Source organism: Sphingobium sp. AP50 (assembly GCF_900109095.1).
Taxonomy (GTDB): domain Bacteria; phylum Pseudomonadota; class Alphaproteobacteria; order Sphingomonadales; family Sphingomonadaceae; genus Sphingobium.
The window spans coordinates 395696-411939 of sequence record NZ_FNYZ01000001.1; the positions used below are offsets into that span (position 1 = coordinate 395696).

General features: G+C 63.3%; 16 protein-coding genes. 13 read left to right on the plus strand and 3 right to left on the minus strand.

Features of this window, described 5'->3' with window-relative positions; all coding sequences use genetic code 11:
- Positions 1-31 precede the first annotated feature (31 nt).
- The 8 genes from BMY84_RS02100 to BMY84_RS02135 all read left to right on the plus strand — a co-directional run bounded on the left by BMY84_RS02100 (position 32) and on the right by BMY84_RS02135 (position 9572).
- Positions 32-1771, plus strand: coding sequence for a PHA/PHB synthase family protein (locus tag BMY84_RS02100; RefSeq protein WP_093081623.1), 1740 nt, complete (start codon positions 32-34; stop codon positions 1769-1771).
- A gap of 139 nt (positions 1772-1910) precedes the next feature.
- On the plus strand, positions 1911-2846 hold the full coding sequence (locus BMY84_RS02105; protein WP_093081626.1) for a phasin family protein: 936 nt from the start codon (positions 1911-1913) through the stop codon (positions 2844-2846).
- Between the two features lie 121 nt (positions 2847-2967).
- Positions 2968-3378 carry an ATP-dependent Clp protease adapter ClpS gene (gene clpS, locus BMY84_RS02110; RefSeq protein WP_093079984.1) on the plus strand — a complete coding sequence of 137 codons (411 nt, stop codon included), beginning with the start codon at positions 2968-2970 and terminating at the stop codon, positions 3376-3378.
- A 133-nt stretch (positions 3379-3511) separates the two neighbouring features.
- A complete protein-coding gene (locus tag BMY84_RS02115; RefSeq protein ID WP_093079987.1) occupies positions 3512-4117 on the plus strand; it encodes a hypothetical protein in 606 nt (201 codons plus the stop codon).
- Between the two features lie 154 nt (positions 4118-4271).
- Positions 4272-5777 carry a glycerol-3-phosphate dehydrogenase gene (locus BMY84_RS02120; RefSeq protein WP_093079989.1) on the plus strand — a complete coding sequence of 502 codons (1506 nt, stop codon included), beginning with the start codon at positions 4272-4274 and terminating at the stop codon, positions 5775-5777.
- Positions 5774-7240, plus strand: a complete 1467-nt coding sequence (locus tag BMY84_RS02125) for a glycerol kinase (RefSeq protein ID WP_093079992.1) — start codon at positions 5774-5776, stop codon at positions 7238-7240. Before BMY84_RS02120 ends, BMY84_RS02125 begins: the two co-directional genes overlap by 4 nt.
- A 129-nt stretch (positions 7241-7369) precedes the next feature.
- On the plus strand, positions 7370-9112 hold the full coding sequence (locus tag BMY84_RS02130) for a sensor domain-containing diguanylate cyclase (RefSeq protein WP_256215010.1): 1743 nt from the start codon (positions 7370-7372) through the stop codon (positions 9110-9112).
- A gap of 82 nt (positions 9113-9194) precedes the next feature.
- Positions 9195-9572 carry a MerC domain-containing protein gene (locus BMY84_RS02135; RefSeq protein ID WP_093014902.1) on the plus strand — a complete coding sequence of 126 codons (378 nt, stop codon included), beginning with the start codon at positions 9195-9197 and terminating at the stop codon, positions 9570-9572.
- Between the two features lie 57 nt (positions 9573-9629).
- On the opposite strand, the gene glpX is transcribed toward BMY84_RS02135, so the two are convergent.
- Positions 9630-10613: a class II fructose-bisphosphatase gene (glpX, locus tag BMY84_RS02140; protein ID WP_093079997.1), complete on the minus strand. Its 984-nt coding sequence runs from the start codon at positions 10611-10613 to the stop codon at positions 9630-9632.
- A 105-nt stretch (positions 10614-10718) separates the two neighbouring features.
- Between glpX and BMY84_RS02145 the strand changes: the two genes are divergently transcribed.
- Positions 10719-11180 (plus strand): hypothetical protein, encoded by a 462-nt coding sequence (locus BMY84_RS02145; protein WP_256215011.1) that lies wholly within the window; start codon positions 10719-10721, stop codon positions 11178-11180.
- Between the two features lie 7 nt (positions 11181-11187).
- Here BMY84_RS02145 and BMY84_RS02150 read toward each other — a convergent pair whose 3' ends face one another.
- Positions 11188-12492 carry a homoserine dehydrogenase gene (locus tag BMY84_RS02150; RefSeq protein ID WP_093081627.1) on the minus strand — a complete coding sequence of 435 codons (1305 nt, stop codon included), beginning with the start codon at positions 12490-12492 and terminating at the stop codon, positions 11188-11190.
- Between the two features lie 78 nt (positions 12493-12570).
- A complete protein-coding gene (locus tag BMY84_RS02155) occupies positions 12571-13443 on the minus strand; it encodes a hypothetical protein (protein ID WP_177203865.1) in 873 nt (290 codons plus the stop codon).
- Positions 13444-13696: 253 nt separating this feature from the next.
- Here BMY84_RS02155 and BMY84_RS02160 point away from each other — a divergent pair, with 253 nt between their 5' ends.
- The 4 genes from BMY84_RS02160 (at position 13697) to BMY84_RS02175 (ending at position 16243) form a co-directional block, all read left to right on the plus strand.
- A complete protein-coding gene (locus BMY84_RS02160; protein ID WP_093080002.1) occupies positions 13697-14359 on the plus strand; it encodes an energy transducer TonB in 663 nt (220 codons plus the stop codon).
- Between the two features lie 71 nt (positions 14360-14430).
- Positions 14431-15180 (plus strand): MotA/TolQ/ExbB proton channel family protein, encoded by a 750-nt coding sequence (locus BMY84_RS02165; RefSeq protein ID WP_177203866.1) that lies wholly within the window; start codon positions 14431-14433, stop codon positions 15178-15180.
- 126 nt (positions 15181-15306) lie between these two features.
- Positions 15307-15795, plus strand: coding sequence for an ExbD/TolR family protein (locus BMY84_RS02170; protein WP_093080008.1), 489 nt, complete (start codon positions 15307-15309; stop codon positions 15793-15795).
- A gap of 25 nt (positions 15796-15820) precedes the next feature.
- The gene (locus tag BMY84_RS02175; RefSeq protein WP_093014745.1) at positions 15821-16243 is read left to right on the plus strand and encodes an ExbD/TolR family protein; all 423 of its coding nucleotides are present in this window, start codon (positions 15821-15823) and stop codon (positions 16241-16243) included.
- The last annotated feature ends 1 nt before the right edge of the window (position 16244 follow it).

A 16244-nucleotide genomic window follows, 5' to 3' on the forward strand; every position in this document is an offset into this window, starting at 1 on the left:
GACCGATAATGCCAGGAGGAGCAAGGTGGCCATGGATAAGACCGACGTCCTGGAGCCGCATCTGCCCAGCCTTGGCGATATGCAACAATGGACGCAGGTGATCGGGCGCGCCCAGCAATTGCTGCTGGAACAGGCGGCGGGCGCCACTGGCCAGACACTTCCCTTCGATCCTGCCCTCTTTGCGCGCATCCAGACCGGCTTTGCCGATGAAGGGCTGGCGCTGTGGCAGCGTTTTCTCGATTCGGGCGGTCTGCTACGCGATCAGCCCGATCCCGCGCCGGCTGACAGTCCGGCCGCGCGCAAGGACCGGCGCTTTGCCGACCCGGCCTGGACCGAACATCCCTTTTACGACATGATTCGGCAGAGCTATCTGCTGCTGTCCGATTATATGATGAAGATGGCCGACGCGGTCGATGGCGTGGACCCCCGACAAAAGGCCAAGTTGCGTTTCGCCACCACCGGCCTGCTCGATGCGATCGCACCCAGCAACTTCCCCTTCACCAATCCCCAGGTGGTCGCGAAGACGATCGAGAGCGGCGGCGAAAATCTGGTCAAGGGCATCAAACATATGCTCGCCGACCTGGAAAAGGGCCAGCTTACCCATACCGACGGCACCCAGTTCGAACTGGGACGCAATATCGCCTCGACACCGGGCAAGGTGATCCACGAAACCCCGCTCTATCAGCTGATCCATTATGCGCCGTCGACGGAGACGGTGCTGGAAACGCCGCTGATCATCTTCCCGCCATGGATCAATCGCTTCTACATTCTCGACCTTTCGCCCGAAAAGAGCTTCGTCAAATGGGCGGTGGATCAGGGAATCAGCGTCTTCCTGGTGTCGTGGAAATCGGCCGATGCGTCGATGAAGGACATGGTCTGGGATGATTATATCCTGAAGGGACAGGTCGACGCGATCGATACGGTGCGCGACCTGCTGAAAGTGAAGAGCGTCCATACGATCGGCTATTGCGTGGCGGGCACGACGCTGGCGGCCACGCTGGCGCTGCTGGCCGCGCGGGGCGAGGCGGAGAAGGTTGCCAGTGCCACTTTCTTCACCGCGCAAGTGGATTTCAGTCAGGCCGGCGATCTGACCCTGTTCGTCGATGACGAGCAGATGAAGATGGTGGATCGGCTCTCGTCCAAGGGGTTTCTGGACGGGCGTTATATGGCCGCGACTTTCAACCTGCTGCGCGGGCGCGACCTGATCTGGAACTATGTCGTCAATAATTATCTGCTGGGCATGGATTATCCGCCCTTCGACCTGCTCTACTGGAATGGCGACACCACCAATTTGCCGGCCCGCTGGCACCGCGATTATCTGACCCAGCTGTATCGCGACAATCTGCTGGTCGTGCCAGGCGCGATCAGCGTGGATGGGACGCCGATCGACCTGACCAAAGTGCAGACGCCAGCCTATGTCCAGGCCGGTCGGGAAGATCATATCGCCCCGCTGGAAAGCGTGTGGAAGCTGACCGAAAATCTCTCCGGGCCGATCCGCTTCCTGCTGGCCGGGTCGGGCCACATCGCCGGGGTCGTCAATCCGCCCGCCGCGGGCAAATATCAATATTGGGCCTGCGATGAGCGCATGCCGACTCTCGACGCCTTCCTCGCAGCCGCGAAGGAGACGAAAGGGAGCTGGTGGCCCGACTGGCGCGTCTGGATCGAAAGCCTTGATTCGCGCCAGGTGCCGGTAAAAGGCGCCCGCGTACCGGGCAAGGGTAAGAGCAAGGCGATCGAGGATGCGCCCGGCCGTTACGTAAAGGCCCGGTAAGGCACGGTTTTTTCTCCGATAATCCATTCGGACGATTGCGGCTGAACAGCGTGGATGACATTTTTGCTGCACTGCACAATGCGTCTTGCAATCTGCCAACGAAACCTATATTGTGCAGTGCAACAAACGGAGGATGGTCATGGCCGATACCCCGAAGACCCCAAGGAGCAAGCCGCGCAATGCTACTGGCGCGGCGACCTTGTCGGCGAGTGAAGCGCTCAAGGCTGCCGAGGCAGCGATCGGGACCGCGCCAGCGAAGCCCAAGCCCGCGACGAAGAGCGTGAAGCCGATCGATACGAATCCTCAAGCCAAGAGCGTGAAGCCGATCGATACGAATCCTCAGGCCAAGAGCGTGAAACCGATCGATACGAACCCTCAGGCCAAGAGGGTGAAGCCGATCGACACGAACCCGCAAGCCGCGAGCGTGAAACCGATCGACACCAATCCGCAGTCCGCGCCCGAACCGGAACCGCCCGTCGTTGAGCCGCCCGTAGCCGAGCCGATCGAGGAACCCGCTGCGCCCGAACCGGATACTGAAATCACAGAGAGCCTGTCGCAAGAGGCCGAAACCATTGCAACACCGCCGCTGCCCGCCACAGAAGGAAAGAAAATCATGACCGACGTCATCGAAACCGGAAAGAAGTTTGCCGAAGAAACCAAGGCCAAGTTCGAAACCGCCTACACCGACTTCAACGCGAAGGCGAAGGCCGGCGTTGAAAAGTCGACCAAGGCGATCGAGGAACTGAGCGACCTGGCCAAGGGCAATGTCGAAGCGCTGGTCGAATCCGGCAAGATCGCTGCCAAGGGCATGGAAACGATGGGTCAGGAAGCCGTCGACTACAGCAAGAAGAATTTCGAAAAGGCGACTGCTTCGTTCAAGAGCCTCTCGACCGTCAAGACGCCGACCGAATTCTTCCAGTTGCAGAGCCAGCTGCTGTCGAGCAGCTTCGACGAATTCACGAAGGAAGCCGCCAAGAGCAGCGAAGCCTTCATGAAGCTGGCCGGCGATGTCGCCCAGCCGCTGACCGCGCGCGTGACCCTGGTCACCGACAAGGTGAAGTCGCTGGCCGCCTGAGGCGCCTGCGAAATCGCCACGTCATAGCCTGAAGGGCGTCTCTTCCAAGGGGAAGGGGCGCCCTTCGCTTTGATGATAAAGGCAAAGGGCAAGCGATCAGTAACCACGTCGCCCCCTTGCCATGGCCGGACGAATCGCCATATTCCTGTCCATCATGAATAATCGCACCACCGCATCGGCGTGGTCCGTCCAGATGGCGGGCCGGGATCAGGACGACCAGGGCGAAGGCCCGGGCGGGCCGAACGTCGGCATCGCTACGCGCACCCGTACGCGCACCAAGAAGCCGTCGCTGTACAAGGTGCTGATGCTGAATGACGATTACACGCCGATGGAATTCGTCGTGCATGTCCTCCAGAATTTCTTCCGCATGGATATGGAAGAAGCGACGCGCGTGATGCTGCATGTGCACCAGCGCGGCGTGGGCGTCTGCGGCATCTTCAGCTATGAAGTTGCGGAGACGAAGGTGAACCAGGTCATGGATTTCGCCCGTCAGAATCAGCATCCGCTGCAATGCACGCTGGAAAAGGCCTGATCGGGTAGGCGCATTAACTCTGCCTTGACCATTGTAGCGTCAATATTTCAATAAATTACGTCATTGAAATACAAGGTTTTTTTAGACCTTGTTGGCATGATGTCCCCTCCTGAACGAAGTGGGGACTTCAATCATGACGACTATCACCAACTATAATATGGCAATGCCGCCCTCGCCGCGGGCGTCCATGGATCGCAAGATCGATGCCGCCGTGGAGGCCGGTTCGCTGTCGGAAGTCGATAGCGCTGCGCTCGAATCCGCACTGGATTCGATCGATACCGCGCTTTCCTCGTCCGCGAGCGATGCTACGTCGCGGCTCGATCCGTCGGAGATGAAGGATCGGATCGATTCGCTCATCGACGAACAGGTGTCGGCCGGCACGCTGACGGAAGAACAGGCGAGCGAACTCCAAAGCTTCTTCGCCCAGGGACCGGGCGGATCGGTGCAGAGCGCTGACGCCAGCAGCGATGACAGCATGAGCATTGAGGGGATGGGCGGCATTGGCGGCCCCGGTCCCATGGGTGGCCCGCCGCCCGGCCCGCCGCCATCGGCATCGACGGATGAGGATAGCGATAGCAGCACCGTCAGCGCCACCGACAGCAGCGTCACGGACCAACTCGATTCGATGATCGCCTTCCTCGAAAATCTGCGCGCCAGCATGTCGCAATCGCTCTACGGCAGCGCCGCGAGCAGTGCCGACAGCAGCAATAGCGGTCTGCTGGTCGACAGCCTCGCCTGATCCCTCCGGGGCGAGCGGGGGCTCGCTCCGGATGGCCTCAGGCCAGCTTCCTTCGTCCGGGGACTGACGAAGGCCCGGCGGTGGTCGTAAGGCTGCCGCCGGGTTATGGCTTTCCCGGTTCCCTCATCCGCCCGGCCGTCCTACAGCATGGGGCGTGACCGAGGCGCGCACCGATATCCACGATCTGGCTGTCATTGGCGGCGGCGTGAACGGGTGTGGCATCGCCCGCGACGCAGCGGGCCGCGGCGCTCGCGTGCTGCTGCTGGAGCGGGGCGATCTGGCGCAGGGCACATCGTCCGCCTCGACCAAGCTGATCCATGGCGGGCTGCGCTATCTGGAGCATCGCGAATTCGGTCTTGTGCGCGAATCGCTGGTCGAGCGGGAACGCCTCTGGGCGATCGCGCCGCACATCATCCACCCGATGCGTTTTGTCCTGCCATGGACCCCCGGATTGCGGCCGCGCTGGATGCTGCGCCTCGGCCTGTTTCTCTACGACCATATCGGTGGTCGCCGCGCCTTGCCGGCGACGGAGGCGATCGACCTGCGGCGCCACCCGGCCGGCGCGCCGCTCCAACCGATATTCGGCCCGGCCTATTGCTATTCGGACGGATGGGTGGACGACGCGCGACTGGTCCTGCTCAACGCCCGCGACGCCGCCGACCGGGGCGCAAACGTGCGCACCCGCACCGAAGTCCTGCAACTGGATAGCCGGCCGGATCATTGGCGCATCCTTGCGCGCAGAACGGACGGCGAAACGGACCATTTCCATGCCCGCGCCGTCGTGAATGCGGCGGGGCCATCGGTGCTCGATCTGCTCGACCGCGCGCACCGCCCTGCCGCACTCTCGATGCGGCTGGTGCGCGGATCGCACATCGTCGTGCCGCGCCTGTTCGATCATGGCTTCGCTTACTTCTTTCAACTGCCCGATGGCCGCATCTTCTTCGCCATTCCCTATGAGCGGGACTTCACCCTGATCGGCACCACCGATCGCGATCATCATGATGGCCTCGACCATGTCGTCGCCAGTCAGGAGGAGGTCGCCTATCTGTGCGCGGCGGCCAACCGCTATTTCGCGCAGCAGATCAGCTCCGCCGATGTCGTCTGGTCCTATGCCGGCGTGCGCCCTCTGATCGACGACGGATCGAACAAGCCGGAAGCCGCCACGCGCGGCTATCGGCTGGAACTGGATGGCGGAGACGGCCAGCCGCCCTTGCTCAGCATCTTCGGTGGCAAGATCACCACCTATCGCCATCTCGCCGCCGAAGCGGTGGAGCGGCTCAAACCCTATCTTCCGACGCTGAAGGGCGATGACTGGACGGCCGATGCGCCGCTGCCCGGCGGCGATTTCGCCATGACCGGCCTGGCCGACCTGACCGCCCGGCTTGCGTCGGATTACCCCTTTCTGGACGCACAGACGATCGACCGGATCGCCCGCGCCTATGGCACGACATGCTGGTCCTGGCTTGGCGCCGCGCGGGACAGGGCGGCGCTGGGCGAGGATTTCGGCCATGGCCTGACCGAAGCGGAAGTGCGGCACATGATGACCCGCGAATGGGCACGGACCAGTGAGGATATTCTCTGGCGGCGCAGCAAGCTGGGGCTGCGCCTGGACGGGCGCCAAGTGGAAAGACTGGATCGATGGTTGAAGGAGAGGCCGTGAACGAGCGCCTGATTCTGGTGCTGGATGCGGGGACGACATCGACCCGCGCGATGCTCTATGCGCCCGACGGTGCGCGCGTCGCGACGGCGCAGGCGGATCTGACCCAATATTATCCCCGCCCCGGCTGGGTGGAGCATGACGCCGCCGAAATCTGGGACAGGACGCTCGATTGCGCGCGCCGGATGGTGACGCAGGCGGGCGGGGCGGACCGGATCGCGGCGATCGGCATCACCAATCAGCGCGAGACGGTGGTGGCGTGGAGCCGCCGGACCGGCGCGCCGCTCAGCCGGGCGATCGTCTGGCAGGATCGCCGCACCGCGGACCATTGTGAGCAATTGCGCGAACAGGGGCATGAAGCACTGATCCAGCAGCGCACCGGGCTCATCATCGATCCCTATTTCTCCGCGACCAAGATGCGCTGGCTGATCGATCATCAGCCGCAAGTCGCGGCGGCCGGACCCGATCTGGCGCTCGGCACGGTGGAAAGCTGGTTGATGTGGAAACTCACCGGCGGCCTGCATGTCAGCGACGCCAGCAATGCCAGCCGCACCCAGTTGCTGGCGCTGGACGGCGCGGGATGGGATGCCGACCTGTGCGCCCTGTTCGGCGTGCCCGCATCGGCGCTGCCGGAGATTGTCGACAATGCCGGAGCCTTCGGTGCGACGCTGCCGACATTGCTGGGCGGGGCCATCCCGCTCTGCGGCCTGGCCGGCGATCAGCAGGCGGCGACCATCGGTCAGGCCTGTCTGGCGCCCGGTGCGGTCAAGGCGACGCTGGGCACCGGCGCCTTCATCCTGGCGTCGACTGGCGACATGCTCCCTTCCTCGACCCACAGGCTGCTCGGCACCGTGCTGTGCCAGCTCGGTGGTCGCCGTCTCTATGCGATGGAAGGATCGATCTTCGTCGCGGGCAGCCTGATCCAGTGGCTGCGGGACCGGCTGGGCCTGATCGCCGCCGCTGCCGATAGTGATGCGATAGCGCGATCGGTGCCGGACAATGGCGGCGTCTATCTCTTGCCGGCTTTGTCCGGGTTGGGCGCGCCCTATTGGCGCCCGGAGGCGACCGGCAGCATCAGCGGCCTGACCCATGGATCGACACGGGCGCATATCGTGCGCGCCGCGCTCGAATCCATGGCGCATCAGGTTCATGATCTGGCTGCCGCCTTCGCCGCCGATGGCGCGCCGTGGCAGGCGTTGCGGATCGATGGCGGCATGAGCGCGAATGACTGGGTTGCGCAGGACATGGCCGATATGCTGGCCCTGCCGGTGGAACGCCCCGCTGATGTCGAAACGACGGCGCGGGGCGCGGCCATGCTGGCCAGTGTGGGGGCAGGCCTCTACCCGACGCTGGAGGCCGCGACGGCAATGGTGCCAGCCCGCACCCGCTTCACGCCGGCGATGACGGACGAAGACCGCTCGCGACGGCTGGCAGGGTGGCGATCGCTCGTCGCAGCCAGCCTCTAAGTTACTCGCACACGAATGAAAATTCGTTCCGCGGTCGTATCATCGTCACTCACTGGCAATAAATATTAAGATTGAGGCTCTAGCCACGTCCGCAACATGCTACGGGCCGCCCTCAGACAACCTTCCTCCATGTGGGGACCGCTGGTAACTGGCGGCGTCTATTTCGTGGCAGCGACCATCGCCCTCATGATTTCGCGGTTCGAAGGCGGCCTCGCCTTCCTGTGGGGCGCGAATGCCTTCCTGATGGCGGAATTGCTGACGTCCCGCACCGCGCACTGGCCCCGCGCCATCCTCGCCTGCGCTGTCGCCAGCGCGGCCGCCACCGCCCTGTTCGGCATGGGGCCAATGGCTGCGATCCCGATGGCTGCGATCAACATGCTTGAATCGCTGATCGTCGCGATTCTCTGCCGCCGGTTCGTGCCCGATCATCGCGTGACCGAATCGATTCGTCCGCTCATCGTCTTCATTCTGGCATTGAGCGGCGTGGCGGACATCGTCACCGGTCTGATGGCGGCGGCCGTGGCATCGCAATTGACGCCGGTGTCCTTCGGTGCGTCCTGGCTGCAATGGTATACCGGCCATGTTCTGGGCGGGCTGACCTGCACGCCGATCCTGATCATGCTGTTTCAGGGCGAGTTCGATCGCTGGCGCCGTGAAACATCGCGGCATGAGAAGGTGGAGGCCGCGCTGCTGCTGACGCTGTTTGCGATCAGCACATTCCATATCTTCTACTGGGCGCGCTATCCCATGCTGTTCGCGCCGTTGCTGCCGCTGGTGCTGATCGCCTTTCGCGTGGGACAGATTGGCGCGGCCGCATCGATCATCATTCTCGCCCTGATCGGCGGGGTGGCGACCATGTCGGGGGTCGGGCCGCTGACCATCATTCCCGGGACCGCCGGGGAACGGGTGCAGTTCTTCCAATTCTATCTGGCGCTCAGCTTCCTGCTCTGCATGCCGGTCGCCGCCGAACTCCATGCGCGCCGTCGCCTGTTCCGGATGCTGGAGCAAAGCGAAACCCGCTTCCGCACCATCGCCGAACATAGCGGCGATGTGGTGCTCAACATCAGCGTGGACGGCGTCATCGAATATGCCTCACCCTCCGCGCATGAACAGATTGGTTGCGCACCGGAATTTCTGGTGGGCCAGTCCGCCGCCAACCTCGTCGACCCACAGGACCGCGCTGTCGTGATTGCCGCGCATCATCGCGCGCTGATGCACCCCGGCAGCATCCACAAGGTAGAGTTCCGGCCGCTGGTGACGACCGGCGATCTCGACTGGTGTGAGATCGTAACGCGGGCCGTGGTGGATGAACGTGGTCAGCCGAGCGGCATCGTCAGCATGATTCGCGACATTTCCCGGCACAAGGCGCGCCAGCGCGCGCTGCAACAGGTTGCCGCCAGCGATTCGCTGACCGGCGCCGACAGCCGTCGCGCCTTTCTGGAGAAACTGGACGACGAAATTGCACGGGCACGCATGGGCGCGCGCTCCAGCCTGCTGCTGATCGATATTGACCATTTCAAGTCGGTGAACGACCGCTATGGCCATGGTGTCGGCGACCGCGTGCTCAGCACCTTTGTCGAGCGGATGCGCCTTGGCCTGCGCGGCATAGACAGCATTGGTCGGCTGGGCGGCGAGGAATTTGCCATCCTGCTGGTGGATAGCGATATCGACCGGTCCAGCATGGTTTGTGAACGGCTGCGTGCCTTGCTGGCCGATCCGACCACGATGGAATCGTCGATCCGCGTGACCTTCAGCGCGGGCCTTGTTGAATTGGATGGCCGGTCCGATCCGTCGACGATGCTGGAGGCGGCGGACAAGGCCCTTTATCGCGCGAAACATAGCGGCCGCAATTGCCTGAGACTGGCCGCCTGACATCACGCAGCCAGGCGTGGCCGCCAAAAAATCGCAATGTTATATTGTAACTTTCACCGGTCTGCCCTATGTAGCGGCGACCATGAAGCTGACCCTGCGCAATGCCCTGATGACTGGCCGGATCGATCGCATCGCGATTGCCCTGTCGGGTCTTTGCGTGGCGCATTGTTTCGCCACCGCCGTCATACTCGGCCTGCTGGCATCAGCCGGCGGTGTGTTCGAAAGTCCGATTTTCCACGAAGCGGGGTTGGTCCTGGCGATCCTGCTCGGCGGCGTGGCGCTGGGCCATGGCGCGATCGTCCATGGCTTCATGATGCCTGCCGCGATCGGATCGCTGGGCCTCGGCGTGATGGCCGGCGCGCTAACGATGGATCATGGCATGTCGGAAGGCGTCTATACGCTGATCGGCGTCGGCATCCTGGCGCTGGGTCACGATCTCAACCACCGCGCCAGCCACTGACCCAACTACTGGCAGCGGCGGCGGGGCAGGGCGCCCGGCCGCGCCTGACTGCCTGCTTCACAATCCCTTATTATCGATCCGGTGCTCGCCTTTCACCCAGCGGACGGTGCCGGTGCTGGCGCGCATCACGACGCTCTGCGTGGTCAGCTTGCCGCCGCGCAGCCGCTTGACGCCGTCGAGCAGCGATCCGTCGGTCACGCCGGTCGCCGCGAAGATGCAGTCCCCCTTGGCCAGTTCCTTCAGGTCATAGATTTTGTCGAGATCGGCGATGCCCCATTTGCGCGCACGCGCCCGTTCATCCTCGTTGCGGAAGATCAGCTTGCCCTTGAACTGCCCGCCGACGCAGCGCAGCGCGGCACAGGCCAGCACGCCCTCCGGCGCGCCGCCTGATCCCATATAGATGTCGATCGTGGTGTCCGGATCGCTGGTCGCGATCACCCCGGCAACATCGCCATCGGGGATCAGCATGATGCCGCAGCCTATCGCCCGCAATTCGCCGATCAGCTTTTCATGGCGCGGCCGATCCAGCACGCAGACGATGATTTCATGTGGATCGACGCCCTTGGCGCTGGCCACCGCCTCGATATTTTCGCGCACCGACCGGTTGAGGTCGATCGTCCCCTCCGGATAGCCCGGCCCGATCGCCAGCTTCTCCATATAGACGTCGGGCGCATTCAGCAGGCCGCCTTCTTCGGAAATGGCCAGCACTGCCAGTGCATTCGGGCCGGCCTTGGCGGTGATAGTGGTGCCTTCCAGCGGATCGAGCGCGATGTCGATCTTCGGCCCGGTGCCGATCGCGCTGCCTACTTTCTCGCCGATATAGAGCATCGGCGCTTCATCCCGTTCGCCTTCGCCGATGACGACGGTTCCGTCCATGTAGAGGTCGTTAAAGGCGAGGCGCATGGCTTCCACGGCGGCGGCATCGGCGGCCTTTTCATCGCCGCGACCGATCAGCTTCGACGCGGCGATCGCTGCCGCTTCGGTAACGCGGACCATTTCGAGCACCAGCACGCGATCAAGAATCGAGCTTGCCTGAACCATGATTTCCTCTGCCTTTTCTTATGGGCATGGCGATAGGAGGTCGCCCGCTTCTTGTCGAGCGAGGAAGGCGCTGTTCGGCGACTTTGCGCCGGTCATGATGTGGCCATGATTGCTTGCTTTTCTCCTGACATGGCGCGCCACTTTCTCCTTCCCATCGGCCTGCTGCTGGCATGGCCAGCCCAGGCGCAGGAAGTCGAGGATGGGCTGATGGCGGCCTATAAGGAAAAGACGCGGGTCGTCCGCCCTTGCGATCGAAGCGGCGACGCGATCGTCGTGTGCGGGACACGGGCGGAGCGCAACGCAAAGGAGCGACTGCCGTTACCGCGCGAAGAGTCGGACGGCAGCACACCGGTTCGCGGTGAAGCGCCCCGCGCATCAGCGACTGCGGTACGACAGGGCAGTTGTGGTGTGGTCGGTGGGCAGGGGGCGGGCTGCACCGGCGGCCTGCCGGTCTTTCAGGCGGTCGGTGCGCTCGTAAAGGCCGTGACCGCCATCGCCGATCCTGATGCGGGGATCAGTCCACCGCCGCCGCTGCCCGATCGCTTCAAAGGCGCCGGGCAGCATTGAGGAGCGGTCAGTCGAGAATGTGCATCACCATCGGCGTGCCGAGCAGGCTGTCGGAGCCGGCCAGTCGCTCCAGCGTCTCCCGCACGCAGCGTTCTTCGCCCGCATGAGTGACGATGGCGACCAACACGCCTTCCGACTGATTCGCGCCGCGCTGGATCATGCTTTCGATCGATACGCCGGCATCGCGCGTGGCGGCGGCAATCTCGGCCAGCACGCCGGGGCGATCCTGTACCTTGAAGCGCAGATAGGCGCGGCCGATCCGCTTGCCGGCATCGGCCGTGTTCTGCGGCGTCAGCGCGGCGACCGGCATGGCGAAGGCATCGCCATATTCATCGCGCGCGACGTCGATCAGATCGGCAACGACCGCCGATGCGGTCGGGCCATCGCCCGCGCCACGTCCCTGGAAGAAGAGGCGACCGACGAAATTGCCTTCCGCCACCACGGCGTTGAGCGATCCGTCGACATGGGCGAGCGGATGGTCGAGCGGCACCAGCATCGGATGGACCCGCTGGAACAGGCCTTCGGGACCATTTTGCGCCATCCCGACCAGACGGATGCGGAAGCCAAGCGCGGCGGCTTCGGCAATGTCGGCAGCAATGACGTCGCGGATGCCGGTGGTGGCGACCGCCTCGAAATCCAGTTCCGTGCCAAAGGCCAGGCTGGCAAGGATGGTCAGCTTGTGCGCGGCATCCACGCCATCGATGTCGAAGCTGGGATCGGCTTCGGCATAGCCCAGATCCTGTGCTTCCTTCAGCACTTCGTCGAAGCCCCGGCCTTCCTTTTCCATCGTGGTCAGGATGTAATTGCAGGTGCCGTTGAGGATGCCATAGACGCGGCTGATCTCGTTCGCGGCAGCGCCTTCGCGCATGCCCTTGATGACTGGAATGCCGCCCGCGACCGCAGCTTCATATTTCAGCGCGATACCGCCGGTCTCCGCCAGCCGTGCCAGGTCCAGCCCATGATGCGCCAGCATCGCTTTGTTGGCGGTGACGAAGGGCTTGCCGTGAGTCAGGCACTGGCGGGCCAAGGTAAGGGCAGGGCCGTCCGCCCCGCCGATCAGTTCGACCACCACGTCGACATCGTCGCGAGTCGCCAGGCTGTTCATGTCATCGACCCATTCATAGGGCGACAGGTCGACGCCGCGATCCTTGTTGCGATCGCGTGCGGAAATGGCGACGATCTGAATCGGGCAGCCGGCCCGGCGGGCGATCAGGTCGCCATTCTTCTCCAGCAGGCGAATGACGCCGCCGCCCACCGTGCCGAGGCCGACGAGCGCGACGCGCAGCGGGGCATGGCGGTGCAGATTGGTCATGGCGGCGTTTTTCCCTTCCAAGGTTGCGGACGGCGCGCTGATAGCCGCCCGCGCGCCGCTGTCCAAGAAAAAGGCGAATCAGCCCTGTTTACGCGTACGGCCGCAGGGGCCGAGCGCATCGATCACGAACTGGTAATCCGCCCGCGCGGCTTCTGCATCCTGCACCGCCAATGTGCGGACGGACCGCGACGGCAAGGTCGCGGGCAGGGAGCAGGCGAGGCGATACCATAGCAGGCTGCCCGGTTGCGGCGCGCGGGCGGCTTCATCCACGATTTCGCCCAAGGCCACGGCCCAGCGCGGCGCCTGTCCCGGCCGACGCAGGATGGAAAGGGACACCGGATCACCATTTTCGGTGCGCAGGAATATCTGCGTCTCGCCTTCACCGGCGATCGTCCCGGCAACATGGAAGGCGTCTCCCAGATCCAGGATGCGCGGCGGCGTGTTGGGGGCGACCAGCGCGGACAGGACGGCCTTGACCCTTTCGACCTCGGCTGGGGTCGAGGGAATCTGCGCATCCGGCGCGATAAGCTGCACTTCGCCAGGGCGCGCACCCGGACGGGCGAACAGGATCATCTGCGCCTTTTTCAGCTTCGGTACCTTGCCGCGCGCGTCAAGCGGGGCATCGTACAAGTAAGATACAAGAGGACTGATTCCCGATTCACCGCGAATCAGCCCCGTCACATCCGCCTCTATGAACAGCCTTTTGTGCCCCTGTGGGACGGTCCCGGCCTGCTCCGGCTTCAAAATGATGATGTTGCGAATGCGCACATTGGCCACCAGCGGCGCCTTGTCCGCCAGGTCGACAATGTCGGAATAGGACAGGCCCGACCCGGTTCGTGATGGTTGCGTTACCACCCGGTCATTTTGCGCAAAGGCCGGGAAAACCGGGATGGATGCGGCGGAAATGAGGCACAGCAAGCCGAGTTTCTGAAAAGGGGTGGCGGATTTCATCGTCAACTTCGTCCTATGGTTGTAGCCCGTGGCAAGTTTGTCACAGGCAAGTCATTCCGATATGAAATGGTAGTCGCAAATGAGGATATCGATAAAGCGTTTGCGTGCCACGATGCGCCGCGATAGGAGTTCGCTCGGTAGCAAATATACGGTTACAGACCAAAGGTGATCGGGGCAGCCCGGTCGGCTGGGGTCTTTTTTGGCTGATTTGTATAAACCACTGGTAAGATGAGTTAAGGAGTGTCGTTGCCGAATGGCCTATGCTGACCACTCGCAAGGATCGAGTCGGACTGTCTCGATCGTCATCGTCGCCCTGATTCACGCTGTTCTTGGCTATGCCTTCGTCACCGGCCTTGGCATGAAATATGTCAAAAAGGCGGCAGAGCAGCTGAATGTTGTCGACGTGAAGGAGGAACCCCCGCCACCGGACGAGGAGCCGCCGCCGCCGCCGCCAGATCAGCCGATCGAGCCGCCGCCGGTTGTTGCTCCCCCGCCGATCGTGCAAACCCCGGCGCCTGCACCGCCGATCCAGACCGTTCGGACACCCCCTCCGGTGTTCAACCCGGTTCCGGTCGCCGCACCGCCGCCGCCCCCGCCGGCTCCGCCGCCGCCGCCCGTCGCTGCTTCGCGCGCTTCGCCGCGCAGCAATCCGGGTAGCTGGCTCAGCGATGCCGACTATCCGAGCCGCGCACAGCGTGAAGAGCGTTCGGGTACGGCTGGTTTCCGCCTGGAAATCGGCGCGGATGGACGTGTCACCAACTGCACCATCACTCAGTCGACCGGCCATGCCGACCTCGACGAGGCGACCTGCCGCCTGCTGCCGAAGCGTGCGCGCTTCAAGCCGGCCAAGGGTTCGGACGGTGCGGAAATGCCTGACACCTACAACGGTCGTATCACCTGGCGTCTGCCGGAATAATCTGATCGGGAGGGCGAGCGCCTGACGCCGCCCGTCCCACGCTTGATCTCATTGAGAGGGAAGTCTTGAACATGTTGATGTATCTCGCAGCTGCGGCTCCCAAGCCGGAAAACCCCTACGGCCTGCAGGAAGCCCTGCAGCAGGGCGGTCTGATCGCCCAGACCGTGTTCGCCATCATGTGCATCATGTCGGTTGGCACCTTCTATGTTCTGTTCACCAAGCTGATCGAACAGCAGAAGGTCATCAACCAGGGCAAGAAGGTTCGTGCGACCTTCTGGCGTTCGGCCAGCCTGAAGGAAGGCGCTGCCAAGCTCGAAAAGAACTCGGCCTACAAGCAGATCGTCGACGACGGCATCAAGGCTCAGGAAGAGCATGGCAAGCTGAAGGATCCGGTCGAAGCGCATGACTGGCTGCACGGCTCGCTGGCCCGTTCGGAAGCCGGCATCAACTCCTCGCTGGGTGGCGGTCTGGCCTTCCTCGCGACCGTCGGTTCGACCTCGCCGTTCATCGGTCTGTTCGGTACCGTTATCGGTATCTACCGCGCTCTGATCAAGATCGGCGCTGCCGGTCAGGCCTCGATCGACGCCGTTGCCGGCCCGGTCGGTGAAGCTCTGATCATGACCGCTCTGGGTCTGGCCGTCGCGGTTCCCGCGGTGCTCGCCTACAACTTCCTGCAGCGCCGTAACAAGACGATCGCCGAACAGCTGAACGGCTTCACCGTCGACCTGCTGGCCTATCTGGTTTCGGACGGTGCCGTGAAGCCTTCCGTTGCTGCTGCTCCGGCCGCACCTGCTGCCAAGCCGGCTGCTGCCAAGGCCTGATCGGTCTCAAGACGCCGGTGAAAGGAACCGGGGGGCGGCTGCGACCGTCCGGTTCCCCACCGACCATGGCCCCCGCAATGCTCCCATTGACGGGACGCCATCGAAACCAAGGTTAGGATAGTATCAATGGCAATGAGTGTTGGCTCTGGCGGCGGTGAAGAAAAGCCGTTGTCCGACATCAACACGACGCCGCTCGTCGACGTCATGTTGGTGCTGCTCATCATCTTTCTCATCGCGGTCCCGGTCGTCGTTCAGACGGTCGATCTGCAGCTTCCCAAGGTGGCGTTCGAGCCGACCACGACGAAGCCCGAAAATGTGTCCCTCTCGGTCACGACGGGTTCCGACGGTGCCTGTGCGGTTTTCTGGGGCATGGCTCCGGTGAATTCGAGCGAACTGCTCGATCGTGCGGTCGCGAAGCTCGAAGCGGACATCAAGAAGGCTGGCGGCGTTGAGAATCTGAAGCCGGAGGATCTGCCCGAAGTGCATATCCGCGGCGACATCAACACCCCCTATCGGTGCATCGGCGGCACCATCTACACGATGCAGCGTGCCGGCTTCCCGAAGGTGGGCTTCATCTCCGAACCGGAACCTGGTTCGAATCCGACCCGTCTCTGACCGGTCGCTTTAAGGAGAATTCGCCATGGCAATGAGCATGGGTTCCGATGATGGCGAACCGATGATGGAAATGAACACGACGCCGTTGATCGACGTCATGCTCGTTTTGCTCATCATGTTCATCATCACCATTCCGATCCAGACCCACGCGGTCAAGATCGACCTGCCGCAGAACGCGCCGCCTACGGACAGCGTGATCGATCCGGTCAAGAACAAGGTCGCGATCGACGCCGGTGGCGTCATCACCTGGAACGGTGCGTCGATCGACCTGCTGACCCTGCGTCAGTATCTGCAGCAGTCGCTGCGTCTGCCCGTCGAGCCGGAACTGCAGTTCCAGCCCAACGCGCAGACCCGCTACGTCGTCGTTGACGAGGTGCTGGCAGAGATCAAGCGCGCTGGCGTGACGAAGCTGGGCTTCGTCGGCAACGAGCAATATGGCAGCTTCTGAT

Excerpts from the sequence above, each read along its gene's own strand:
- BMY84_RS02100 (WP_093081623.1), top strand. The coding sequence starts at position 32 with ATGGATAAGACCGACGTCCTGGAGCCGCATCTGCCCAGCCTTGGCGAT.
- BMY84_RS02105 (WP_093081626.1), top strand. The coding sequence starts at position 1,911 with ATGGCCGATACCCCGAAGACCCCAAGGAGCAAGCCGCGCAATGCTACT.
- clpS (WP_093079984.1), top strand. The coding sequence starts at position 2,968 with ATGGCCGGACGAATCGCCATATTCCTGTCCATCATGAATAATCGCACC.
- BMY84_RS02115 (WP_093079987.1), top strand. The coding sequence starts at position 3,512 with ATGACGACTATCACCAACTATAATATGGCAATGCCGCCCTCGCCGCGG.
- BMY84_RS02130 (WP_256215010.1), top strand. The coding sequence starts at position 7,370 with ATGTGGGGACCGCTGGTAACTGGCGGCGTCTATTTCGTGGCAGCGACC.
- BMY84_RS02135 (WP_093014902.1), top strand. The coding sequence starts at position 9,195 with ATGAAGCTGACCCTGCGCAATGCCCTGATGACTGGCCGGATCGATCGC.
- glpX (WP_093079997.1), bottom strand. The coding sequence starts at position 10,613 with ATGGTTCAGGCAAGCTCGATTCTTGATCGCGTGCTGGTGCTCGAAATG.
- BMY84_RS02145 (WP_256215011.1), top strand. The coding sequence starts at position 10,719 with ATGATTGCTTGCTTTTCTCCTGACATGGCGCGCCACTTTCTCCTTCCC.
- BMY84_RS02150 (WP_093081627.1), bottom strand. The coding sequence starts at position 12,492 with ATGACCAATCTGCACCGCCATGCCCCGCTGCGCGTCGCGCTCGTCGGC.
- BMY84_RS02155 (WP_177203865.1), bottom strand. The coding sequence starts at position 13,443 with ATGAAATCCGCCACCCCTTTTCAGAAACTCGGCTTGCTGTGCCTCATT.
- BMY84_RS02160 (WP_093080002.1), top strand. The coding sequence starts at position 13,697 with ATGGCCTATGCTGACCACTCGCAAGGATCGAGTCGGACTGTCTCGATC.
- BMY84_RS02165 (WP_177203866.1), top strand. The coding sequence starts at position 14,431 with ATGTTGATGTATCTCGCAGCTGCGGCTCCCAAGCCGGAAAACCCCTAC.
- BMY84_RS02170 (WP_093080008.1), top strand. The coding sequence starts at position 15,307 with ATGGCAATGAGTGTTGGCTCTGGCGGCGGTGAAGAAAAGCCGTTGTCC.
- BMY84_RS02175 (WP_093014745.1), top strand. The coding sequence starts at position 15,821 with ATGGCAATGAGCATGGGTTCCGATGATGGCGAACCGATGATGGAAATG.